The sequence below is a fragment of the Deferribacter autotrophicus genome, assembly GCF_008362905.1.
Classification (GTDB): Bacteria; Chrysiogenota; Deferribacteres; order Deferribacterales; family Deferribacteraceae; genus Deferribacter; species Deferribacter autotrophicus.
In genome coordinates this window covers 1-18,712 of sequence record NZ_VFJB01000004.1, presented here as the reverse complement: position 1 = coordinate 18,712, position 18,712 = coordinate 1, and the positions used below count along the sequence as shown (strand labels likewise).

Annotated in this window: 11 protein-coding genes; 6 read left to right on the top strand and 5 right to left on the bottom strand. The window is 33.0% G+C overall.

Annotated features, from left to right (window positions below; translation table 11 throughout):
* Positions 1-93: 93 nt before the first annotated feature.
* Entirely contained in the window at positions 94-1,929 is a 1,836-nt protein-coding gene (locus FHQ18_RS04030) for an ABC-F family ATP-binding cassette domain-containing protein (protein WP_149265891.1), read from the top strand.
* A gap of 134 nt (positions 1,930-2,063) precedes the next feature.
* Positions 2,064-3,641, top strand: coding sequence for a DEAD/DEAH box helicase (locus FHQ18_RS04025; protein ID WP_149265890.1), 1,578 nt, complete (start codon positions 2,064-2,066; stop codon positions 3,639-3,641).
* 406 nt (positions 3,642-4,047) lie between these two features.
* On the opposite strand, the gene FHQ18_RS04020 is transcribed toward FHQ18_RS04025, so the two are convergent.
* Entirely contained in the window at positions 4,048-6,003 is a 1,956-nt protein-coding gene (locus FHQ18_RS04020) for a flagellin N-terminal helical domain-containing protein (protein WP_149265889.1), read from the bottom strand.
* Between the two features lie 451 nt (positions 6,004-6,454).
* On the opposite strand from FHQ18_RS04020, the gene FHQ18_RS04015 reads away from it, so the two are divergent.
* Together FHQ18_RS04015 and FHQ18_RS04010 are read left to right on the top strand one after the other, a co-directional pair.
* The gene (locus FHQ18_RS04015) at positions 6,455-8,068 is read left to right on the top strand and encodes a VCBS repeat-containing protein (RefSeq protein ID WP_149265888.1); all 1,614 of its coding nucleotides are present in this window, start codon (positions 6,455-6,457) and stop codon (positions 8,066-8,068) included.
* Between the two features lie 181 nt (positions 8,069-8,249).
* On the top strand, positions 8,250-9,476 hold the full coding sequence (locus tag FHQ18_RS04010) for a hypothetical protein (protein WP_149265887.1): 1,227 nt from the start codon (positions 8,250-8,252) through the stop codon (positions 9,474-9,476).
* Between the two features lie 244 nt (positions 9,477-9,720).
* Here FHQ18_RS04010 and FHQ18_RS04005 read toward each other — a convergent pair whose 3' ends face one another.
* Positions 9,721-9,984 carry a GIY-YIG nuclease family protein gene (locus tag FHQ18_RS04005; RefSeq protein ID WP_342788482.1) on the bottom strand — a complete coding sequence of 88 codons (264 nt, stop codon included), beginning with the start codon at positions 9,982-9,984 and terminating at the stop codon, positions 9,721-9,723.
* A gap of 80 nt (positions 9,985-10,064) precedes the next feature.
* Between FHQ18_RS04005 and istA the strand changes: the two genes are divergently transcribed.
* Both istA and istB read left to right on the top strand, forming a co-directional pair.
* Entirely contained in the window at positions 10,065-11,504 is a 1,440-nt protein-coding gene (gene istA / locus FHQ18_RS04000) for an IS21 family transposase (protein WP_149265869.1), read from the top strand.
* Positions 11,505-11,521: 17 nt separating this feature from the next.
* Positions 11,522-12,268: an IS21-like element helper ATPase IstB gene (gene istB / locus FHQ18_RS03995; RefSeq protein WP_223144583.1), complete on the top strand. Its 747-nt coding sequence runs from the start codon at positions 11,522-11,524 to the stop codon at positions 12,266-12,268.
* A gap of 954 nt (positions 12,269-13,222) precedes the next feature.
* On the opposite strand, the gene FHQ18_RS03990 is transcribed toward istB, so the two are convergent.
* From FHQ18_RS03990 to selA, 3 genes are all read right to left on the bottom strand, one after another.
* Positions 13,223-14,797, bottom strand: coding sequence for an ATP-binding protein (locus tag FHQ18_RS03990; RefSeq protein ID WP_149265885.1), 1,575 nt, complete (start codon positions 14,795-14,797; stop codon positions 13,223-13,225).
* A 385-nt stretch (positions 14,798-15,182) separates the two neighbouring features.
* On the bottom strand, positions 15,183-17,042 hold the full coding sequence (selB, locus tag FHQ18_RS03985) for a selenocysteine-specific translation elongation factor (RefSeq protein ID WP_149265884.1): 1,860 nt from the start codon (positions 17,040-17,042) through the stop codon (positions 15,183-15,185).
* Positions 17,018-18,379: an L-seryl-tRNA(Sec) selenium transferase gene (gene selA, locus FHQ18_RS03980; protein WP_149265883.1), complete on the bottom strand. Its 1,362-nt coding sequence runs from the start codon at positions 18,377-18,379 to the stop codon at positions 17,018-17,020. Before selA ends, selB begins: the two co-directional genes overlap by 25 nt.
* Positions 18,380-18,712: the final 333 nt, after the last annotated feature.

Below are 18,712 nucleotides of genomic sequence, written 5' to 3'. Positions count from 1 at the left end.
GATTTTAGAGTTAAAAATTGTTTGAAGTTTAATATTTAAAAACTTTGAACATTGAACGTTGAACTAAGAACTAATTCGTGTAGGGTGAGTGTTGTGATAAGTGTAGAGAATTTGAGTAAAACATTTGGGGATAAAGTTCTTTTTGATTCAATATCGTTTACCATTGGTAGTGGTGAGAAAGTTGGGCTTGTGGGAAGAAACGGGGAAGGGAAGACCACCCTTTTCAGGATAATTACAGGAGAAGAAGAGCCTGATACGGGTAGAGTAAATATTCCTAAAAATTATAAAATTGGTTATTTAAAGCAGCATCTGGAGTTTACAAAAAGCAATTTGCTTGATGAAGTTTACAGTGAGGTAGAAAGTAATCTGGAAGATAATAGATGGAAGGCAGAAAAGGTATTGTTTGGTCTTGGTTTTACCAAAGAGGATTTACAAAAAAATCCTCATGATTTTTCTGGTGGTTATCAGGTAAGGATAAATCTTGCAAAGGTGCTTGTGGCTGATTCGGATATGCTTTTGCTTGATGAACCAACAAACTATCTTGATATCCTGTCTATCAGGTGGCTTGCAAGGTTTTTGAAAGAGTGGAGAAAAGAATTTATTTTGATTACCCATGACAGAGGATTTATGGATGAAGTATGTACCCATATACTTGGTATTCATAGGAAAAAAGTTAGGAAAATAAAGGGAAACACAGAAAAATATTACCAGCAAGTAGCTTTGGATGATGAACTGTATGAAAAGACAAGACAAAACGTAGAGAAAAGGAAAAAAGAGATTGAGCAGTTTATTTCAAAGTTTAGAGCAAAGGCAAGACAGGCCAATCTTGTTCAATCTAGGCTTAAAACACTTGAAAAGTTGGAAGGAATCGAACAGTTGGAGGAGATTAAAAACCTAAAGTTTCGGTTCAGTTATAAGCCCTTTGAAGGGAAAAACCTGATGCATGTAAAGGATATATCTTTTGGATATTCAGAAGATAAAATATTATTTCAAAACTTATCTTTTACAGTGGGGAGTAAAGATAGGATTTGTATTGTGGGACCGAACGGAAAAGGGAAAACAACGTTAATCAAGGTGCTTTCCGGGAAATTGAAACCGTTGCAGGGTGAAATAGTGGTCAACAACGGAGTGGAGCTTGGTGTTTATGAACAGAGTAACATTTCAAGTCTGGTGGATAATAGAAGTATTGAGGAAGAGATTATGTATTCGGCGCCGGAAGTGGACAGGCAAAGAGCAAGGGATATTGCAGGTATTATGATGTTTGGTGGGGATGATGCATTAAAAAAAATCAGTGTTTTGTCAGGTGGAGAAAAAAGTAGGGTAATGCTAGGAAAAGTTATTGCAAAATCTGTAAATTTGCTTATGTTAGACGAGCCCACAAATCATCTGGATATTTATTCCACCGATGCGTTGCTTGAGGCGTTATTAAAATTTGAAGGTGCCGTATTGATGGTAACCCACAATGAAACTTTTTTGAGAGAAGTGGCAAATAGGCTAATTGTATTTAAAAAGGACGCAGTTTTTTTGTTTGAAGGAACTTATGATGAGTTTTTAGAAAAGATTGGATGGGATGAAGAGGATTTTGAAAGGGACAGGAAAGAGGAGAAAAATAAACTTTCTAAAAAGGATATTAGGAGACTTAAGGCAGAACTGATTGCCGAGAAGTCAAAGGTACTGAATCCTCTGGCAAGAGAGGTAGAAGAGCTGGAAAAAGCTATAGAAGAAAGTGAAAGTCGTAAAGAAGAGTTGAACAGTTTGATTTTAAAGTATTCAGTGGAAGGCAATTTTGAAGAGATTGCTTCTTTGAGCAAGGAATTGAAAAATCTTGAAAAAAATATCGATGAGCTTTACAGTCGATACGAAATCAAACTGAGTGAGCTTGAAGAGAAAGAAATCTATTTTCAAAAAAAATTAGAGCAACTTATCTAAAGTTAATCGATTTTCATTTTCTTCTTACAATATGCAAACAGAATTAGGTGTTCTAAACAGAATGGGTTTGTGTAGAAGTTTGTTTAAAAATGCCGAATTCGTTTGCCAATAAAAAAAGAAGGAAGGTTATATTTATGCAAAGTATGAAAGAATTTGAAAAACTTGGAGTATCAAAAAGTATTATTGAAGCGCTTAAAAAGAAAGGATTTGAAGAGCCCACTGATATTCAGAAGCTTGTAATACCTAAAATATTAAATGGTGAGAATGACATCGTTGCTCAAGCGCAGACCGGGACAGGAAAGACAGCTGCCTTTGGAATTCCTGTGATTGAGAAAATTGACAGAAAGAATGAAGGAATTAGTTGTTTGATTTTAACTCCCACCAGAGAACTTGCAAATCAGGTGGCTGAAGAGATAAATTCTTTAAAAGGTAGAAGAAGAATAACCGTTGTTCCGGTTTATGGTGGTCAATCTATGGAGTTGCAATTAAAAAGATTGAGCGGGAACGTGGATATTGTAGTTGGAACACCGGGCAGAATTCTTGATCATTTGAAACGTGGCAGTTTGAAGATTTCTGGTATTGAATATTTCATTCTTGATGAAGCTGATGAAATGTTGAATATGGGGTTTATAGATGACATAAAAACAATATTCCGGTATACGCCTGAAAATAGAAGAGTATTGCTTTTTTCGGCTACAATGCCGAAGGAGATTTTGAATTTAGCTAAAAACTTCATGAAAGGGTATGAAGTTGTCAAAGTAGAGAGTAAACAACTTACCACCGCTTTGACTGAACAGATTTATTTTGAAGTGAATGAGGAAGATAAATTTGAAGCTTTATGTCGTATAAGGGATTTGTATCCGGAATTTTACGGATTGATTTTTTGTAGAACAAAGGTAGATGTGGATAAAGTGGCAAACAAGTTAATTGACAGAGGCTACAATGCTGAAGGTTTGCATGGTGATTTGTCCCAGTATCAAAGGGAGAGAATTCTTCATAAGTTTAAGACAAAAAGAGTAAATATGCTCGTGGCCACCGATGTGGCGGCAAGAGGGATAGATATTGATAATCTTACCCATGTTATTAATTATTCTCTTCCTCAAAATCCCGAAAGCTATGTTCACAGGATTGGCAGAACGGGGAGGGCTGGTAAAAAAGGGATGGCTATTACCTTTGTTACGCCATCGGAGTATAAGAATCTATTGTATATTATGAGGATATCAAATACGAAGATAAAAAAGGAAAAATTGCCCGGTATCGATGAACTGATTCAAAATAAGAAGGAGATGATTAAGCAAGATATTACTTCAATAATTGAAAACGGGGAATATAAAGAATTTGAATTTTTTGCCAAAGAGCTATTGCAAAATTTTGCGCCAGAATCTGTGGTGGCTGCTATGTTGAAATATAGGTTTAGTGATGATTTAGATATTCAAAGTTATAAAGAGATTGAGGAAGTATCAGTCAATAGAAAAGGAAAAACCAGACTTTTTGTGGCAAAGGGTAGAATGGACGGTATGAATGAAACTGATATTAAGAAGTTTATAGCTGATAAATGCAAGGTGGATTTAAAGAAGATTAGGGACGTAAAGGTTTTTGAAAAATTTTCATTTATTACTGTGCCTTTTGAAGAAGCAGAATATATTTTATCAATCTTTAAAAAGAACAGAAGAGGTAGAAAGCCACTGGTAGAGTTGGCAAAAGCTAAGTAGTGTTAAGTGTAAGTGTAGGTGTAAGTGTACGTGATAAGTACTAAGTTTTAAATGTTAGAACGTTCAAACGTTAGAACGTTCTATTTCCCTCCTTTCCCATCTTCCCAATTTTTTAATTCATTAAGCTTGTAATTTATTGGTATTAAAGCTAACAGGGTGTTGCATAATACAAAAATATAAAATATGGTTAACACGAACTTTAGCCGTAACACAATGATGGTAAAGAGATTGCTTCGCTGCGCTCGCAATGACATCATGTCTACGTCATTGCGAGGAGCGATAGCGACGAAGCAATCTCACCACTGCGTCATCGCGAGGAACAAAGTGACGAAGCGATCTCATCCTTTGACCAATTTTACATTTTTTATTTGTTTTTTATGAAAAAATGGGGTGACTCCAGTCATATTTAACTTGTCTTTATATTAATCCCTAATAGTGTCATTACCGTGGTTGTAATTTCTTCCCTTTTTGTTAGCATTGTTGTGGCGCTGTTAAGTAACATTTGATTTACAGTGAGTTTTGCAAGCTCCTCTGCTATATCTGTATCCATATGATTTGAGTAAGATGAATTAAGTGCAGTGTTGTTTGACGTAATCTGATCCAGGTGGTAGCTCAAAACGTTTTCCATACTCCCCACTCTTGAAGCTTCAGTTGAGACCTTTTCAATAATTGAATCGATTAGACTTAATGATTTTTCGCGACTACTGGATGTGGAAATGTCGATGGCATAATCACCATTTACATCCTTTAATCCAAGGGCCTCTGGTGTCATATCTTTAATATATACTTCTAATGGAGTGGTCCCATTGATATTTAGTGGAATTATGGTGCTTTTATTGATTATAGAGATTACTGCATTATTTACATTTGACTCATCTTTTACTTTAATTAAAATATTGTTTACAACATTATTAAACTCTCCATTTGGTGATGTATAAGTGATACCATTGTAGGTTAATGAAGCGTCAACTCCTGTGTTAGATACCTCTGATAAGCCTAGAGTAGATGTGAAATTGCCTAATGAATCGTATATTCTGATTTTTCCCGCACTTCCTTTTTCAAGCGATTTTATTACAAGATAAGTATTTGAACCAGAAGTGGTTATTGTGGCAGATGCTACATCATTATAACTATTAATTCTATTTACAATATCACTCAATCTATCATTACCATTCCAGCTTACGGTAATAGAGTTGTTCAGTCCTTCAATTACAAATGTGCCTCCTGATGTTGAAAGGGAGTTATAAGAGCCAAAATCTATTTTCCAGATGTCTCCTTTGCCGGGATCTGTTACGTTGAAGGTAAATGTACTTCCTGCAAGTTTTGAATCGGAAAAAGCTGTGAACTGAGAACCAATGGTTGTCCAATTACCCATTGCGTTGTTGTCTTTGTCAAAAACGTTATATTTTAATGTACTACCATCAAAATCTGTTTTTATATAAAAATAAGAATTTAACATGACATCAGATGACCATGTAGCATTTGAAATGCTTGGTGATGTTCCTCTGTTGCCTTCTGCATAAGAAACTGTGGCAGATCCGCTAGTTGTATCAAGATAGATTTTATAATTTGCTGAATAAGTGCCACCAGAGCTAATGGTGATGGTTACTCCATCGAGAGTAAAAGGAGTGTCAGTTGTGCTTGAAGTGACGAGAGTACCTGTACTGTTATCGTATACATTAAATGATGAGCTATCTTGAAAAATAATTTCATAGCTGTTTGATGCTGAAGCAGTACCGGAAGTACTTACAGTCCCCAAAGTACCTAGTGTGGCCGTATAATCGGTTGTTGCTGAGACTGTGGGGTTGGGTTGCACGCTGTTTTGGTATTTATGATAGCTTGCACCAGTAATGGTTGAAAGTTCAATAGTAACTGTATCCATTTTATCAAGGGGGTAGGCATTTATGTATGGGGAGCTTGAAGTTACTGTGGCAAGATAATCACCGTTAAACACTTTTTTTGTATTAAATTCGATTGATGTGGTGATATTGTCTATTTCATCAATGAGATCGTTGATTTCATTTTGTATGTTATTTATATCACTGGATGTAAGTGTAACATTTCCGGCTTCCACAACTTTTTCGCGAATAGTATTCAGAATATCAAGGAGTCCTGATGAACCACTTAAAGAGTAATCGGCTGTTTGAAACAGTGAGATTCCATCCTGAATATTGTTTAAAAGCGTTTTTTGAGAGTCGATGGCAGCCTTTAATCTTGCTGTGAAACTAATTTCACTTGGTGAATCACTTGCATTGTTTATTCTTTTTCCTGTAGATAGTTTTTCAACTGAGCTGTTTACTGCATTAGTGAAATTATTGATACTGTTTAAAATACCATTTGCAGGGATAAAATCTATTTTCATGGACACAACCTCACGGTCACATCCATGTCAAAATTTTCGCATCCCTGCAGTTACTCTATCGACAATAACTTTAAAAACTTTAGCAAATTTTAGCCATTTTTTTATTTTTACCCACCACCTATCACCTAACACCCATCACCCACCAACTGCACCCACACTTCCACCCACATTTCCACCCACACTCACACCTACACGAGAAGTTATCAAAACCATTTGCATTTTTCATCATCTAGTATTAATAATATTTAAGGGTATTGCATAGTTAATTGCTATGGTCATAATTTACTTGTAGCATTGAGATTGCTTCGCTAACGCTCGCTGGTGACAGCCTTCTTCGTCATTGCGAGGAGCGTAAGCGACGAAGCAATCTTTAACACATCAACAGTTACGTAATTTATGTATGTTTTACTGTGTAATACTCTGTATTTTTTTGAAATAAAGAGGTGGTGATATGTTAAAAAGATTTTTTGTAATTCTATTTTTATTGGTTCCCTTAGTGAGTTTTGCAAGATTCGAAAAACTGGTAGGAGAAATAGATAATTTACTTGCCCCCGTAAAAGGGTATGTGGTAGCTGTGGAAGGTGATACGGTTTATACTGATTTGACAAAAGAAGACGGTGTTACCAGGGGTAGAGTGTTAAATGTATACAGAGAAGGAAAGAAGATAGTTCACCCAATTACGGGAGAGGTTCTTGGAGTAAAACGCTCATATTTGGGTAAAGTTAAAATAATTGAAGTTTTTGATAAATACTCTATAGCATCTGTATTTGATAAAAAAGAGGATTTTAGAAAAGGAGATGTGGTAATCAGTGAAACTCCTGTCAAGGTTAAAGTAAATTATGAAAATTTCAATAGAAGATTAGAATTATTAATGAAACAAGACTTGGCTGATGCTACAAACTTTATTGTTTCAGATAGTGGCAATTATCTGATTAATTTTGTGCAAGATGAAAAAGGTGGTATTGAATATATGATATTTTTTGATGGTAAGTTGATTGCTAAAAAATATTATGCAGATGTCAATTTAAGCTATTTGTCAAAAGGTAAGCCATCATTGATGACTGCTGATATTTTGAGAAGCAAGCCAATTGATAAAGAATTACGGACTATCAGTGTTGGTCATATTTTTAACGATGATTATGAATATATTGTTACAGCTGATGAGGATACGGTATATATCTATAAATTTACTGGAGATGATTTTGAGTATGTGACCAGGATTGACGGTGATTTTGATGAAATTTTGAATGTAGAAACAATTGATTTAAATGGAAATGGTATTGATGAAATTTTTATTTCAAATTTGCAGAATGGAAGAAATATAAAATCTGCAATTTACGAATTTGATGATAATAAGCCAAAATTATTGAAAAGAAGTATTCCATATATTTTTAGGACAATTATGGTGAATGGCCATAAGAAACTGGTATGTCAGAGAATATCAAGAGATGGTGAATATCTGGGTAAGATTCATTATTATGAATATAAAGCTGATTATGTAAGAGGAGATGCCATTGACGGGACAAATGGTATCGGAATTTTTGGCTTTGGATACGGTGATATTGATAACGATGGGAAAAAAGAAATATTATATTTAAATAAACAATTCAGGCTTATTATCATTAAAGATGGTAAGAAAATCTTTAAAAGTCATAATTATTTTGGTAAGACCCCATATTATTTTATGTTAGAAAATGAAAAAAAAGTTAAAAAAGAGTATATAAATAGAAATGAAGATGATCCTTTTGAAATATTGCATTATAAAAAATTTTTAAAGGGGAGAGTTTATGTATATGATGGTGGTAAAATATATATATTAAAAAATGAGCAAGTTTCAGATGTGTTGCCAAACTTGTTAAAGTTTAAAGGTTCAGTTTTTGAAGGGTTGATATGGCAAAGGAAAATGATAAGAAAGATATGGGAGTCAGATACATTTAAGCCGACTATTGTGGATTATTATGGGGAAGAAAGATTTGGTAAGAATTATGTAGTCTTGCTTAGAAATTTTGGTAGTGGTTTATTCAAGGGTACAAAAAGTGAATTTATATATCTTGAAGTAAAATGATAAAAAATACACTCTTCTTGTTGACACCGTTAAAACATTATGATAAGAAATATATGTGTTATATTAATTAATAATGAAAGGAGGGATGAAGAGAAATAATAGTGATGAAGGATTCTAGAACATTGGTTTTGAAAATGGCAATTATAGTAAGAAAAAATAAAAACCTACAGGAGGAAGAAGTATGAAGAAGTTTTTAGTTTTTTTAGCGTTGTTAGCATTTGCAGCAACATCTTTTGCAGTTGAGCTTAAGCTCAGCGGTAATTTTTATGTAAGAGGTAGCTATATTAAAAACGGTTCTGACTTAGACGGTGATAAGAAAGTTGATTTACAAACAAGTAATGCTCCATCTTTTTCATATTTTGATCAAGATATGAATCTTTGGGCTAAGTTAGTAGTTGATGAAGACACATGGGTGACAACAAGATTTGCTATTCATGATGAAGATTGGAAAAATGCAAATGAAAATGATACTGATGACAATATTGCTGCTGAAAGAGCTTGGTTGACACATAAATTTGCTACAGGTACAAAACTTGATGCTGGTCTTATGTCTGGTGGAGGCTGGGGAACAGCTTTTGGTAATGATGTTGGCGGAAAATATAGAGTAAAGATTACTCAGGCTTTACCTTATGGTTCTTTAGTGGCTTGGGTTCAAAAAAACGCTGAAAAAGGTAAAGAACTTCAATATAAAGATGCTGAAAAAGATGATAGCGATTCTTATGCAATTGGTTTGACTTTCAAAGCTGGGGATATCACAATTAAGCCACTGGTAGTTTATACTGTTGATAGTGCTGGCACAAACAATGCATATGTTGATAACAGTACAGATGGTAAGAAAACTACATCATTTGATATTGCTGCAATGGGTAAGTTTGGAGTGATAGGTTTTGAAGCTGAGTTTGATTATGACAACGTTGAATTTGATAAGAATTATGGCACAGATTATGATGTATATGGAATTTATGTAAATGCATATACTATGATTGACAAAGTTAAAGTAGGTGGTATTTTTGCATACGGTAGTTATGATAAAGATGCTCAAAAAGGTTACGACTTTGATGATGATTTTGATTTGACACTTGTATTGAGTGACTGGGTTGGTTTTGGTGGCGGTGATGGCCTTACAGGTATGACTGCTTATCAAGTTTACGCAAAAGCTCCTGTTATGGATAAGTTAACAGCTAATGCATCACTTACATACGTAACTTCTAACCAAGAAGGCAACTCAACAACTACTAATTATCTTGAAGATGCTACAGCTTATGAAGTAGATCTTGGTGCTGCATATACTATTAAGAAAGGGCTTGTATATTCTGTAGCTTTCGGTTATGCAAAAATTGATCTTGATGGTCAGTCTGATCCAGATCCAGTTATTAGAGCATATCATAAAATCAGCTTAAGTTTCTAATTCCTTTATAAGTCTTAAGCAAAAAGCCCGCCATATGGCGGGCTTTTTTTGTAACACCAGCACATCTATGTCATTATTCTCATCAGAGAGTGTTTTAGCGAAGCGATCTCACCACGACGACACACTTTATTTGCCACCACCGAGCGGTAGCGAAGCAATTTCTCTTCCAGTTCCTCTTCTTGTCATTGCGAGGGTCGTAAGACCCGAAGCAATCTCTTAATCAATAATAAAATAGGTAAAGAATTTAATCCAATTGATAATACAAATCACTCCAATTAGGATTTATACTTTCAATCAGAGCAATCTTTTTCTTCCTACTGCCACCTTTTATCTGTTTCTCCCTCTTTATTGCCTCTTCAATCGAATCAAAAACTTCATAATACACAAGTTTTTTAATCTTATATCTTTTTGTAAATCCATCAACTAATTCATGCTTATGTTCATAAACTCTTTTCAAGAGATTACTTGTAACACATGTATATAAAACAGTTGTTAAAGGTACAATAATTCCCCAGTAAAAGGCCCTTAAAAATCCCCACCTGTGTATGTTAACATCCTCCAACAAATACACAGGTTGGAGGAAATAAAATGCTGGGGGTAGAAATGTATTACACAGTAAAGACATTGTTGTCGCAAGGCAAAAATATTTCCCAAATAGCCAGGGAATTAGGGATCGACAGGAAGACAGTGAGAAAGATAAGGGACAAAGTGAAAGACGGTAAAGTAGAAACACCCAAATTTTCAAGAGTAAGTGTTTTAGAGGCTTACAAAGAAGAAATAATCGAATACCTCTCAGAAGGTTTAACAGCAGTATTAATCCATCAGAAACTAATAAGTGATCATGGTTTATCCGTAAGCTACAGTTGTGTGAAAAAGTATGTTAGGAAATTAAAAGGCCCGGATGGAATTTATGTCCCATTAATTTCCCCACCAGGCGAAGAAGCCCAAGTGGACTTCGGTTACATAGGTTATCTTTATGATAGCGAAAAAGGTAAAAAAGTAAAGAGCTGGATATTTTGCATGGTGCTATCTCATAGCAGATATAAATATTATGAAATAGTTAGGAGTCAGGACGTAGAAACATTTTTAAGATGCCACATTAATGCATTTGAATATTTTGGAGGAATTCCTAGAGTAATCAAGATAGACAATTTAAAATCTGGAGTATTGAAAGCAAATTTTTATGAACCTGTAATACAGAAAGAGTATGCTGCAATGCTTGAATATTACGGTAGCAGTCCATTTGCTTGTAAGGTGAGATATCCCCAGGAGAAAGGGAAAGTGGAAAGCGGAATTAAATATGTGAAGAATAATTTTTTCAAATCAATTCAAGAAAAAGATTATTATAAAGTCAAAGGTCTTCTACGAAAGTGGCAAGACAATGTATGTAACAAGAAAATACATGGCACGACAAGAAAAATTCCTTTTGAACAATTTGTAGATAAGGAGAAAAGTAAATTGCAGCCTTTACCATCTCAGAGATACGAGGTTTATGACATATCGGAAAGAATAGTAAACCGCTATGGTCACATTACTTACAGATATAATTACTACTCAGTACCCTACAATTACATAGGCAACAAAGTAAGTATTCGCAGCAATGGTAATATATTAAAAATTTACAATGATAAATATGAAGAGATAGCAATTCACAATATATCTAAATCAGTAGGAGAATTCATAACAAAAGAATCTCATAATCCGAAATTAAAATCTGTAGATTATGAAGCAAAATCGCTTGAGATAGGTACAAACACCTTTGAATTTTATAACAGGTTAAAGGAAGAAAAGCCCCATCATTATCACCGTATGATGCAAGGAATTTTTAATTTGATGAAGAGTTATGATAAAGATACAGTGGAATTGGCATGTAAGAGAGCAAATGAGTTTAATTCCATTAGTTATTTGTCAGTAAAGAGGATATGTGAAACTGGTTTATATACTCAAAAAGATGCGTCATCTAAAGAATCGGTTAACTGTGGTGGTTTTTCGAATGATTTAAGTAAATATGATTTATTAGTTAATTGATGAGGGGGAGGGTATAAATGCAAGATATTTTAAAAAAACTAACAAATTTTAAGTTATCCGGAATGGCAAAGACATTAGAAAGCCGAAATCAATATGCAATAGAAAACAGTTTGAGTTACCTGGATTTTCTTGAATTGTTACTTGATGATGAGTCAGTGAACAGACAGAATAATTCTTTTAAGAGAAGATTTTCAAAATCTAAGTTGGATTCATCCAAAACATTATCTATGTATGATTTTACTTATCAGCCTGAACTGAATAAGCAAGAAATACTTGATATAAGTAGTTGCAGATTTATAGAAGAAAAGAAGAATATAATATTCATGGGTAATCCAGGAGTTGGCAAAACACATCTTGCAAATGCCATAGGATTAGAGGCTTTAAAGAAAGGATACAAGGTTTTATTTATTCACGCCAATGACATGGTATCAAAATTAATATCATCGAAAGGAGATGGTAGTTATTTTAGTGTATTAAAACAGTTTTTAAGTGTGGATTTACTGATAATTGATGAGGTTGGTTTTAAGAAAATACCTTTAAACCATGTTGATGAATTTTTTGAAATAATCAGACATAGATATGAAAATAATTCTATAATTATCACTACTAATAGGCCTTTCGAAGAGTGGGGTAATATATTTGGTGATGTTGTTTTAGCTTCTGCTATCATAGATAGACTCGTACATCATGCTCATATTTTTAGAATCAATGGTGAAAGCTATAGAATCAAAAGTTTACAATCTATGAAAAATACTAAAAGGTAACTGGGGAATTTTAAGGGCCCTAAGGTGGGGATTTTTACTTGACTTTAACACAGTATTGTTCTTGTTTGTCATTATGTAAACATACCCTTTCTTTTCCATAATTTCATTTTATAAAATATGAACTAAAAATCAAGAGATCGCTTCGTCACTTTGTTCCTCGCGATGACGGAGAATAGGGTTGTTGCGATAACGGCGAATAGTTTTGTCATTGCGAGCGTAGCAAAGCAATCACTCGTTCAATTCCTCTCCTCGTCATTGCGAGCGTTAGCGAAGCAATTTTTTGTGTGAAAGATGATAGTTGTCGACGGAGAAGATTGCTTCGGGACTACGTCCCTCGCAATGACAAGGGAGCGGAACAACGAGGGAGATTGCTTCGTCGCTGCCGCTCCTCGCAATGACAAAGTAGAGGGAAATCGCTTCGTCGCTATCGCTTTTCGCAAGAATGCATTAGAACCTTGAACCTAAACTAGTAGCCACTGATAAAGTGGCTACTAGTTAATTTTTAAAAATCGTTTGTTTTCCTTTTTTGTGAAAAGATTGGTGGTGTCGAGATAATCCAGTATTGCGATTAAACGGTAACTACGCAATTTTACGGAATATGATAAAACATAGAAGATTACTTTTCTCAAAATTACCTGTAGTTGTTTTTACAGCAGATTAGAGTAACGAAACAAAACATGTCCATAAATAGGCCATAGTTAAAACAGTAAACCAAGAATATTTTATTCATGTTAACAATGTGTAAAGTAAAATCATATTGTCTAAATATAGCGGAGTTAACGGTTAATATTTGTTTTTAATTAAAAAATCTATAATTTACCCATTTACATATTTACCATTCACTCATCCGCACCACAGCTCATAAAGGCTATATAGCGTTTACAATATTATTCAATCATCGAGCAACATATACACGCAACTGGGCGGGGTTGTCACATTCACTCATCTACGCATCTATCCAATCACTTCAGACTTCCAATCAGATATGTTCCTTATGTTTGTATCAAAATTTATACCTATCAGATACAACTTTGAACCTTGAACTCTGAACCTTGAACTATAATTTTTTTCTTTTATTTGCTCCAAAGCCTTTTCCGCACTCTGATCGCATTTAAACTCCATAATGAATATCTTATCCTTCCAGCTTACCACCATATCTATCCTGCCATCACAACTAAGAATTTCCATCTCAGCAGGCGCTCCACCTGCACTCACCATCAAATAAAATAATGTGTGAAAATTAGCTTCATTCAACTTACTGCCCACACTGTACGCTATTCTTGAAAATATTAGTTTCGCTAGCTCAATAAATTTATCTATATTTCCTGACCTCAATGCTCTGCCTAATTCTAAAAAACGATTATCATTGTCAATATCATTCGTATAACTCTTATACAGTATCTCCAAAAATGAGTATTTCACCTCTTTGTTAGGATAGCTTAATACATATTCATTTGTATCAATATAGTAATCTTTAATAGTTAAATAACCTGTCTGGAATAACAACGCTGTAGGGTCCAAATCCTCAAGTTCATAGGTGGAAAATATGCTCTCTTTTACTATTAAATTCTCCACCCTTGGCAGATAAAAGTCCTCCTGCTTTAACAGATTTACCAAAAATGTAGGTGTACCACTCTCAAACCAATAGTTCCTAAACATCCTGTTGTCAAATAAGCATAAAAGAGAATATGGATTTATTACTTTCAAATTTTTCTCTGAGAATCTATAACCGTTGTAATAGTCAATTATCTTTGAAATTAATTTCTCATTTTCTATGCCAAGCTCATCCGCTGTCTCTTGCAAGTAATCGTCAAAATGAAGTCTCAACTCATCCTCTGTCACCCCTAACAAATCAGCATACTTTGAATGCATCGAAATGTCGTTTAGATTGTTCAACTCAGAAAATACACCAGCTTTAGAAAACTTACTAACTCCTGTCAATAATACAAACCTCAAATTCTTTATTACATTTTCACCTTTTAAAGTGCCATAAAAACTTTTTAATATGTCTCTATTTTCTTTTGCTATTTTTAATCTCTCTTCACCCACTCCAAGATGGGTTATTATCGGTTTATCGTACTCATCAATCAAAACTACTACATCATGTTCATATTTACCTTTTAATTTTACAATTAACTCTTCAAATTTATATTTATATTCAACTTCACACAATTTAATTTCATAATAATTGGCTATTTTATCTAGTGTTTTAGCCAGACCTTGAAGCAATTTAGGCGAGGTATCTAAAAGTATTTCATTGAAATCGATTGTAATTACAGGATGTTTTTTCCACTCATAATCAGATTCATAAATCCACAACCCTTTGAAAAGCTCTTTGTTGCCAAGAAATATGTTTTTTAAAGTTGAAACTAGGAGTGATTTGCCAAATCTTCTCGGACGGGATAAAAAATAAAATTGACCAGTTGTAATTAGCTGATAAATTTTCTCTGTTTTATCTATATAAATACAATTATTTTTAATAAGATTTTCAAATGATGATTGCCCAATGGGTAATTTTTTGATTTTCATACTAATAGCATAACAAAACAGATGGGAAATTCAAGATAATTTTTATACTGACGTTATCCTATTCTTTGCAAAAAAATTGGTGAATGAGTAGATGGGTGAATAGGTGAATGTGTACAAATAACTACAAACATCCATTTCACATCTCAACCTTGAACACGTGTAGTAAAGCATTTGTATAGTATATTGACTAAACACAACTCAAGTTTTATTGTTCGGTAATTACAATGCGTACGGTATTATTTCACGTGTTGAACCTTGAACCCATGGAATAAGGTTTTTGCATATGTATTTTTTTGATATACAAGTATAAGGTTCGCCGATGAAATTATTTTGGTTGTTTTATACCAAATCCCGTAACTTTGTGGAATTACTGTTAATTTTGAAGCTATAAGTTTTTACTCAAATTAGATAAAAATCGTTTGTTTTCCTTTTTTGTGAAAAGATTGGTGGTGTCGAGATAATCCAGTATTGCTATTAAAGTTTTTCTTGGTGCGTTTACGATAGATTTTATGTTTTTTATGTCAATATAGCCATCTTTTTTTGCAAGATCGATTGCAGAAGTTATAATTTTATCCAGTCTATATGTTGGGATGTATATATTTTCAGAAATTCTTTTGATTCTTTCACGATTTTGCAAATAAGTAAGTATTTTTTCAGCTTTTTGTCTGTCTATATATAATCTTTCAGAAATATTGGCAGAATTTGTAATAGAAAGATCTTTTTTCATTAAAGATAAGACCTTATCTGCAAGCTTTTCAAACTCTGATTGTTCTTTTTTTTGTACTATACTGCCTACAAAAAAATAATTTTCATCTTTAAAGTTTGCTTTTAGTTTTGAAATAATTTTTTCTTTTAATGATTGTGGCAAATTTCTGAATGAATTTATTGAATTTAGATCTAACTTATTAGTATTTTTAAGTATGTTTAATGTTTCTTGAATAATATTTGATATAAATAATTCAGGATAGATTATGTTTGAACATGTATTTAATTTTAAACTACTTAATAGATGAATAAATTCTTTTTTAGGAATGTGAAAAAGTTGATGTAAGTTTTTAAAGGGATAGTAAGATTGCTGTGTAATTAGAAAATCAAGAGCAGATTTGAGGTTATTATCATCAATATATTTTAGAAAAGTAAGTAAGTCATTTTTTTGTAAATTTAGCTTGTCACAAAACAATACTGTTAAACCTGCAACAGTAATTTGTGGAGATCCGCTTCTTATTAGCATTTTTTCAGTTGGGTAAGTGATTATTTCTTTATCAGGTTTTATTATAGCAAAAGCTGATTCGTCGTTTTTAATTTCCTTTTTATCAAGAAGAATGATTTTAGCATAAAAAAAGTCAGTACCATAAAAAATAAGATATTTTTTGTTTGATTTGATGCTGAATTCAGAGTTAAGCTTTTTAAAGATCTTTATTTTTGCATAAAATATGTTAGTAGAATAATAATCCCCTTTGTGAATAACGTAGCCTCTTGAAAGATCAGATTTTTTTACATCACTCAAATTTAAGGCAGTACGCATGTTAGGTAAGACGTTTGAAACTAAATCATTGTGATTGTGAATGGATTTAACTTTTGCGTGAAAATTTATTGGAAAAATGGTGACTGTTTCACCTTGTTTTAAACTACCAAAGTTTGTGGTCCCAGTAACAATGGTACCATGACCTTTTAAAGAAAAAACTCTATCAATGTGCATTAAAAAAGGAAAGTCTAATCTGTTATCTTCATATTTTTTAGCATAATTTACAATTTTATTTTTAATAATATTTATTGAATCAGATTGTTTGATTGAGGTTGGGACTATTTCAACGTTTTTAAAGTTATAATTCGTAAGGAATGTCTCAATTTCAGATATTCTATGCCTAACAGTAGATTTATCTACAAGATCAATTTTATTAAGTGCAATTATAAGATTTTCAACATTTAGGTAATCGATTATATTGCAATGTTCAATAGTTTGAGCCTTGATCCCCTCCTTGGCATCAATTACTAAGAGACAGATATTAAAATTAGTAGCTCCAGCTATCATATTTTTGACTAAAGCTTCGTGACCTGGAACATCGATAAAAGATATTATCAAGTCATCAGTTTTGAGATGAGCAAAACCAAGGTCTATAGTAATCCCTCTTGTTTTTTCTTCCTTTAATCTATCTGGGTCTATTCCTGTGATAGCTTTGACAATAGATGACTTGCCGTGATCAATGTGTCCAGCTGTGCCTACGATAACTGATTTGTAGCCCATACTAGTGCGTCCTTAATCAAAACAAATTCATCTTCAAATATAGTGCGAACGTCAAGAACAATTTTATTATCTACCAATCTTATAATGACAGGAATGTGATACTTTCGTAAAAAATTTTCAATTTTATTTATGTCAATTTTTTTGGACTTGCAAATAACAGCATAAGATTTAATCTCATGCATAGGACAGCTACCTCCGCCTGTATAACTGGTGATTTCTTTTGTTTCAAAATCAAAGTAATCAGATAGATGGCGGTTTAAAATTCTTTTCAATTTTTTTGCTTTTTTTAATAAATCGGTTAAAGGGGTGCCTAGAAGATTTACGGATCTGATATTATTGTAGCTATCTGTTAGGTAAGCCTTCAAAGTTTCTTGAAGAAGAGATAAAGTAATTTTATCTACACGAAGCATTCGCAAAAGTTGATTTTTCTTTAATTTTTCGATTAATTTCTTTTTTCCGATAATAATTCCTGCTTGCACAGATCCAAAAAGTTTATCTCCACTACAACTAACTAAGTCATAGCCATAATTATAAATCTCAGACAAAGTTGGCTCATTACAACCAATACCAGGTATAATACTTCCACTTCCAAGATCACAATAAGATAATAGACCGAATTTTTGAGCAATCTTTGGGATTTCTCTGTATGGCACTTCGTCAGTAAAACCTATAATTGCATAATTGCTTTTGTGAATTTTTATAATCATTGTTGTATCTTCATCAATTGCATTTTCATAATCACTAATTTTTGTTTTGTTGGTTGTGCCTACTTCCTTTAAAATAGCGCCACTATTTGCTATAACTTCCGGTATTCTGAAACTGCCTCCAATTTCCACTAATTCTCCGCGAGAAATAATAACTTTTTTCCCTTTATTGAAAGTATTATTTATAAGAAAAACTGCTGCCGCATTATTGTTTACAACCAGAGCATCTTCGCAGTTTGTAATTATTTTTAAATATTCCACAACATGATGATATCTTTCACCTCGCACTCCTTTTTCAAGGTCATATTCAAGATTGGAATATCTTGAAACAATATCCTTAATATTGTGAATAAAATCTTCAGATAGGGGAGCTCTACCAAGATTTGTGTGAAGAACTATTCCTGTAGCATTTACAACTCTTTTAAGAGAGCCACTTATAAGCTCATTATATCTTTTATCGATATTTTTAATAAGTAATTGTTCGTCTATTTTATGAATTTTGTTATCAGCAATAAGTTTTCTAAGATTGCTTAATTCCTGATCAATTGCATAATTTAATATTGTTTTAGCATAATCATCATTAAATAGTGATAAAAGTTTATCTTTTCTAGGTATATTTCTGTATAGATCCATTTTTCCATTATACTTATTAATGAATTTAATACCATATATTAAATCAATCTTGAAAATATGCAAGGTATTTTCACTTCTGGAGTCACCCCATTTTTTTATTAGATGTATTGAATTTTACAAAATTGACAGTTATTTATGACATAAAATTTACGGAAAAACATTTTTCTCATCGTATATTAGAAATATGAAGAAAATGGTTAACAAAAGATTAAAAACAGCTTATGTAATTTATAGAGCACTGAAGGTGATAAAGGACTTTTTCTCATTGGTTGGAAGAAACCGTCGAGAATGTTGTCCCCACCTTCAGCTTTCCAAATACTGGACGGAACATTA

Bases quoted from the DNA above. Each gene is read 5' to 3' on its own strand.
- istA (WP_149265869.1), top strand. From the start codon at position 10,065: ATGCTGGGGGTAGAAATGTATTACACAGTAAAGACATTGTTGTCGCAA.
- FHQ18_RS04025 (WP_149265890.1), top strand. From the start codon at position 2,064: ATGCAAAGTATGAAAGAATTTGAAAAACTTGGAGTATCAAAAAGTATT.
- FHQ18_RS04010 (WP_149265887.1), top strand. From the start codon at position 8,250: ATGAAGAAGTTTTTAGTTTTTTTAGCGTTGTTAGCATTTGCAGCAACA.
- FHQ18_RS03990 (WP_149265885.1), bottom strand. From the start codon at position 14,797: ATGAAAATCAAAAAATTACCCATTGGGCAATCATCATTTGAAAATCTT.
- FHQ18_RS04020 (WP_149265889.1), bottom strand. From the start codon at position 6,003: ATGAAAATAGATTTTATCCCTGCAAATGGTATTTTAAACAGTATCAAT.
- istB (WP_223144583.1), top strand. From the start codon at position 11,522: ATGCAAGATATTTTAAAAAAACTAACAAATTTTAAGTTATCCGGAATG.
- selB (WP_149265884.1), bottom strand. From the start codon at position 17,042: ATGGGCTACAAATCAGTTATCGTAGGCACAGCTGGACACATTGATCAC.
- selA (WP_149265883.1), bottom strand. From the start codon at position 18,379: ATGGATCTATACAGAAATATACCTAGAAAAGATAAACTTTTATCACTA.
- FHQ18_RS04015 (WP_149265888.1), top strand. From the start codon at position 6,455: ATGTTAAAAAGATTTTTTGTAATTCTATTTTTATTGGTTCCCTTAGTG.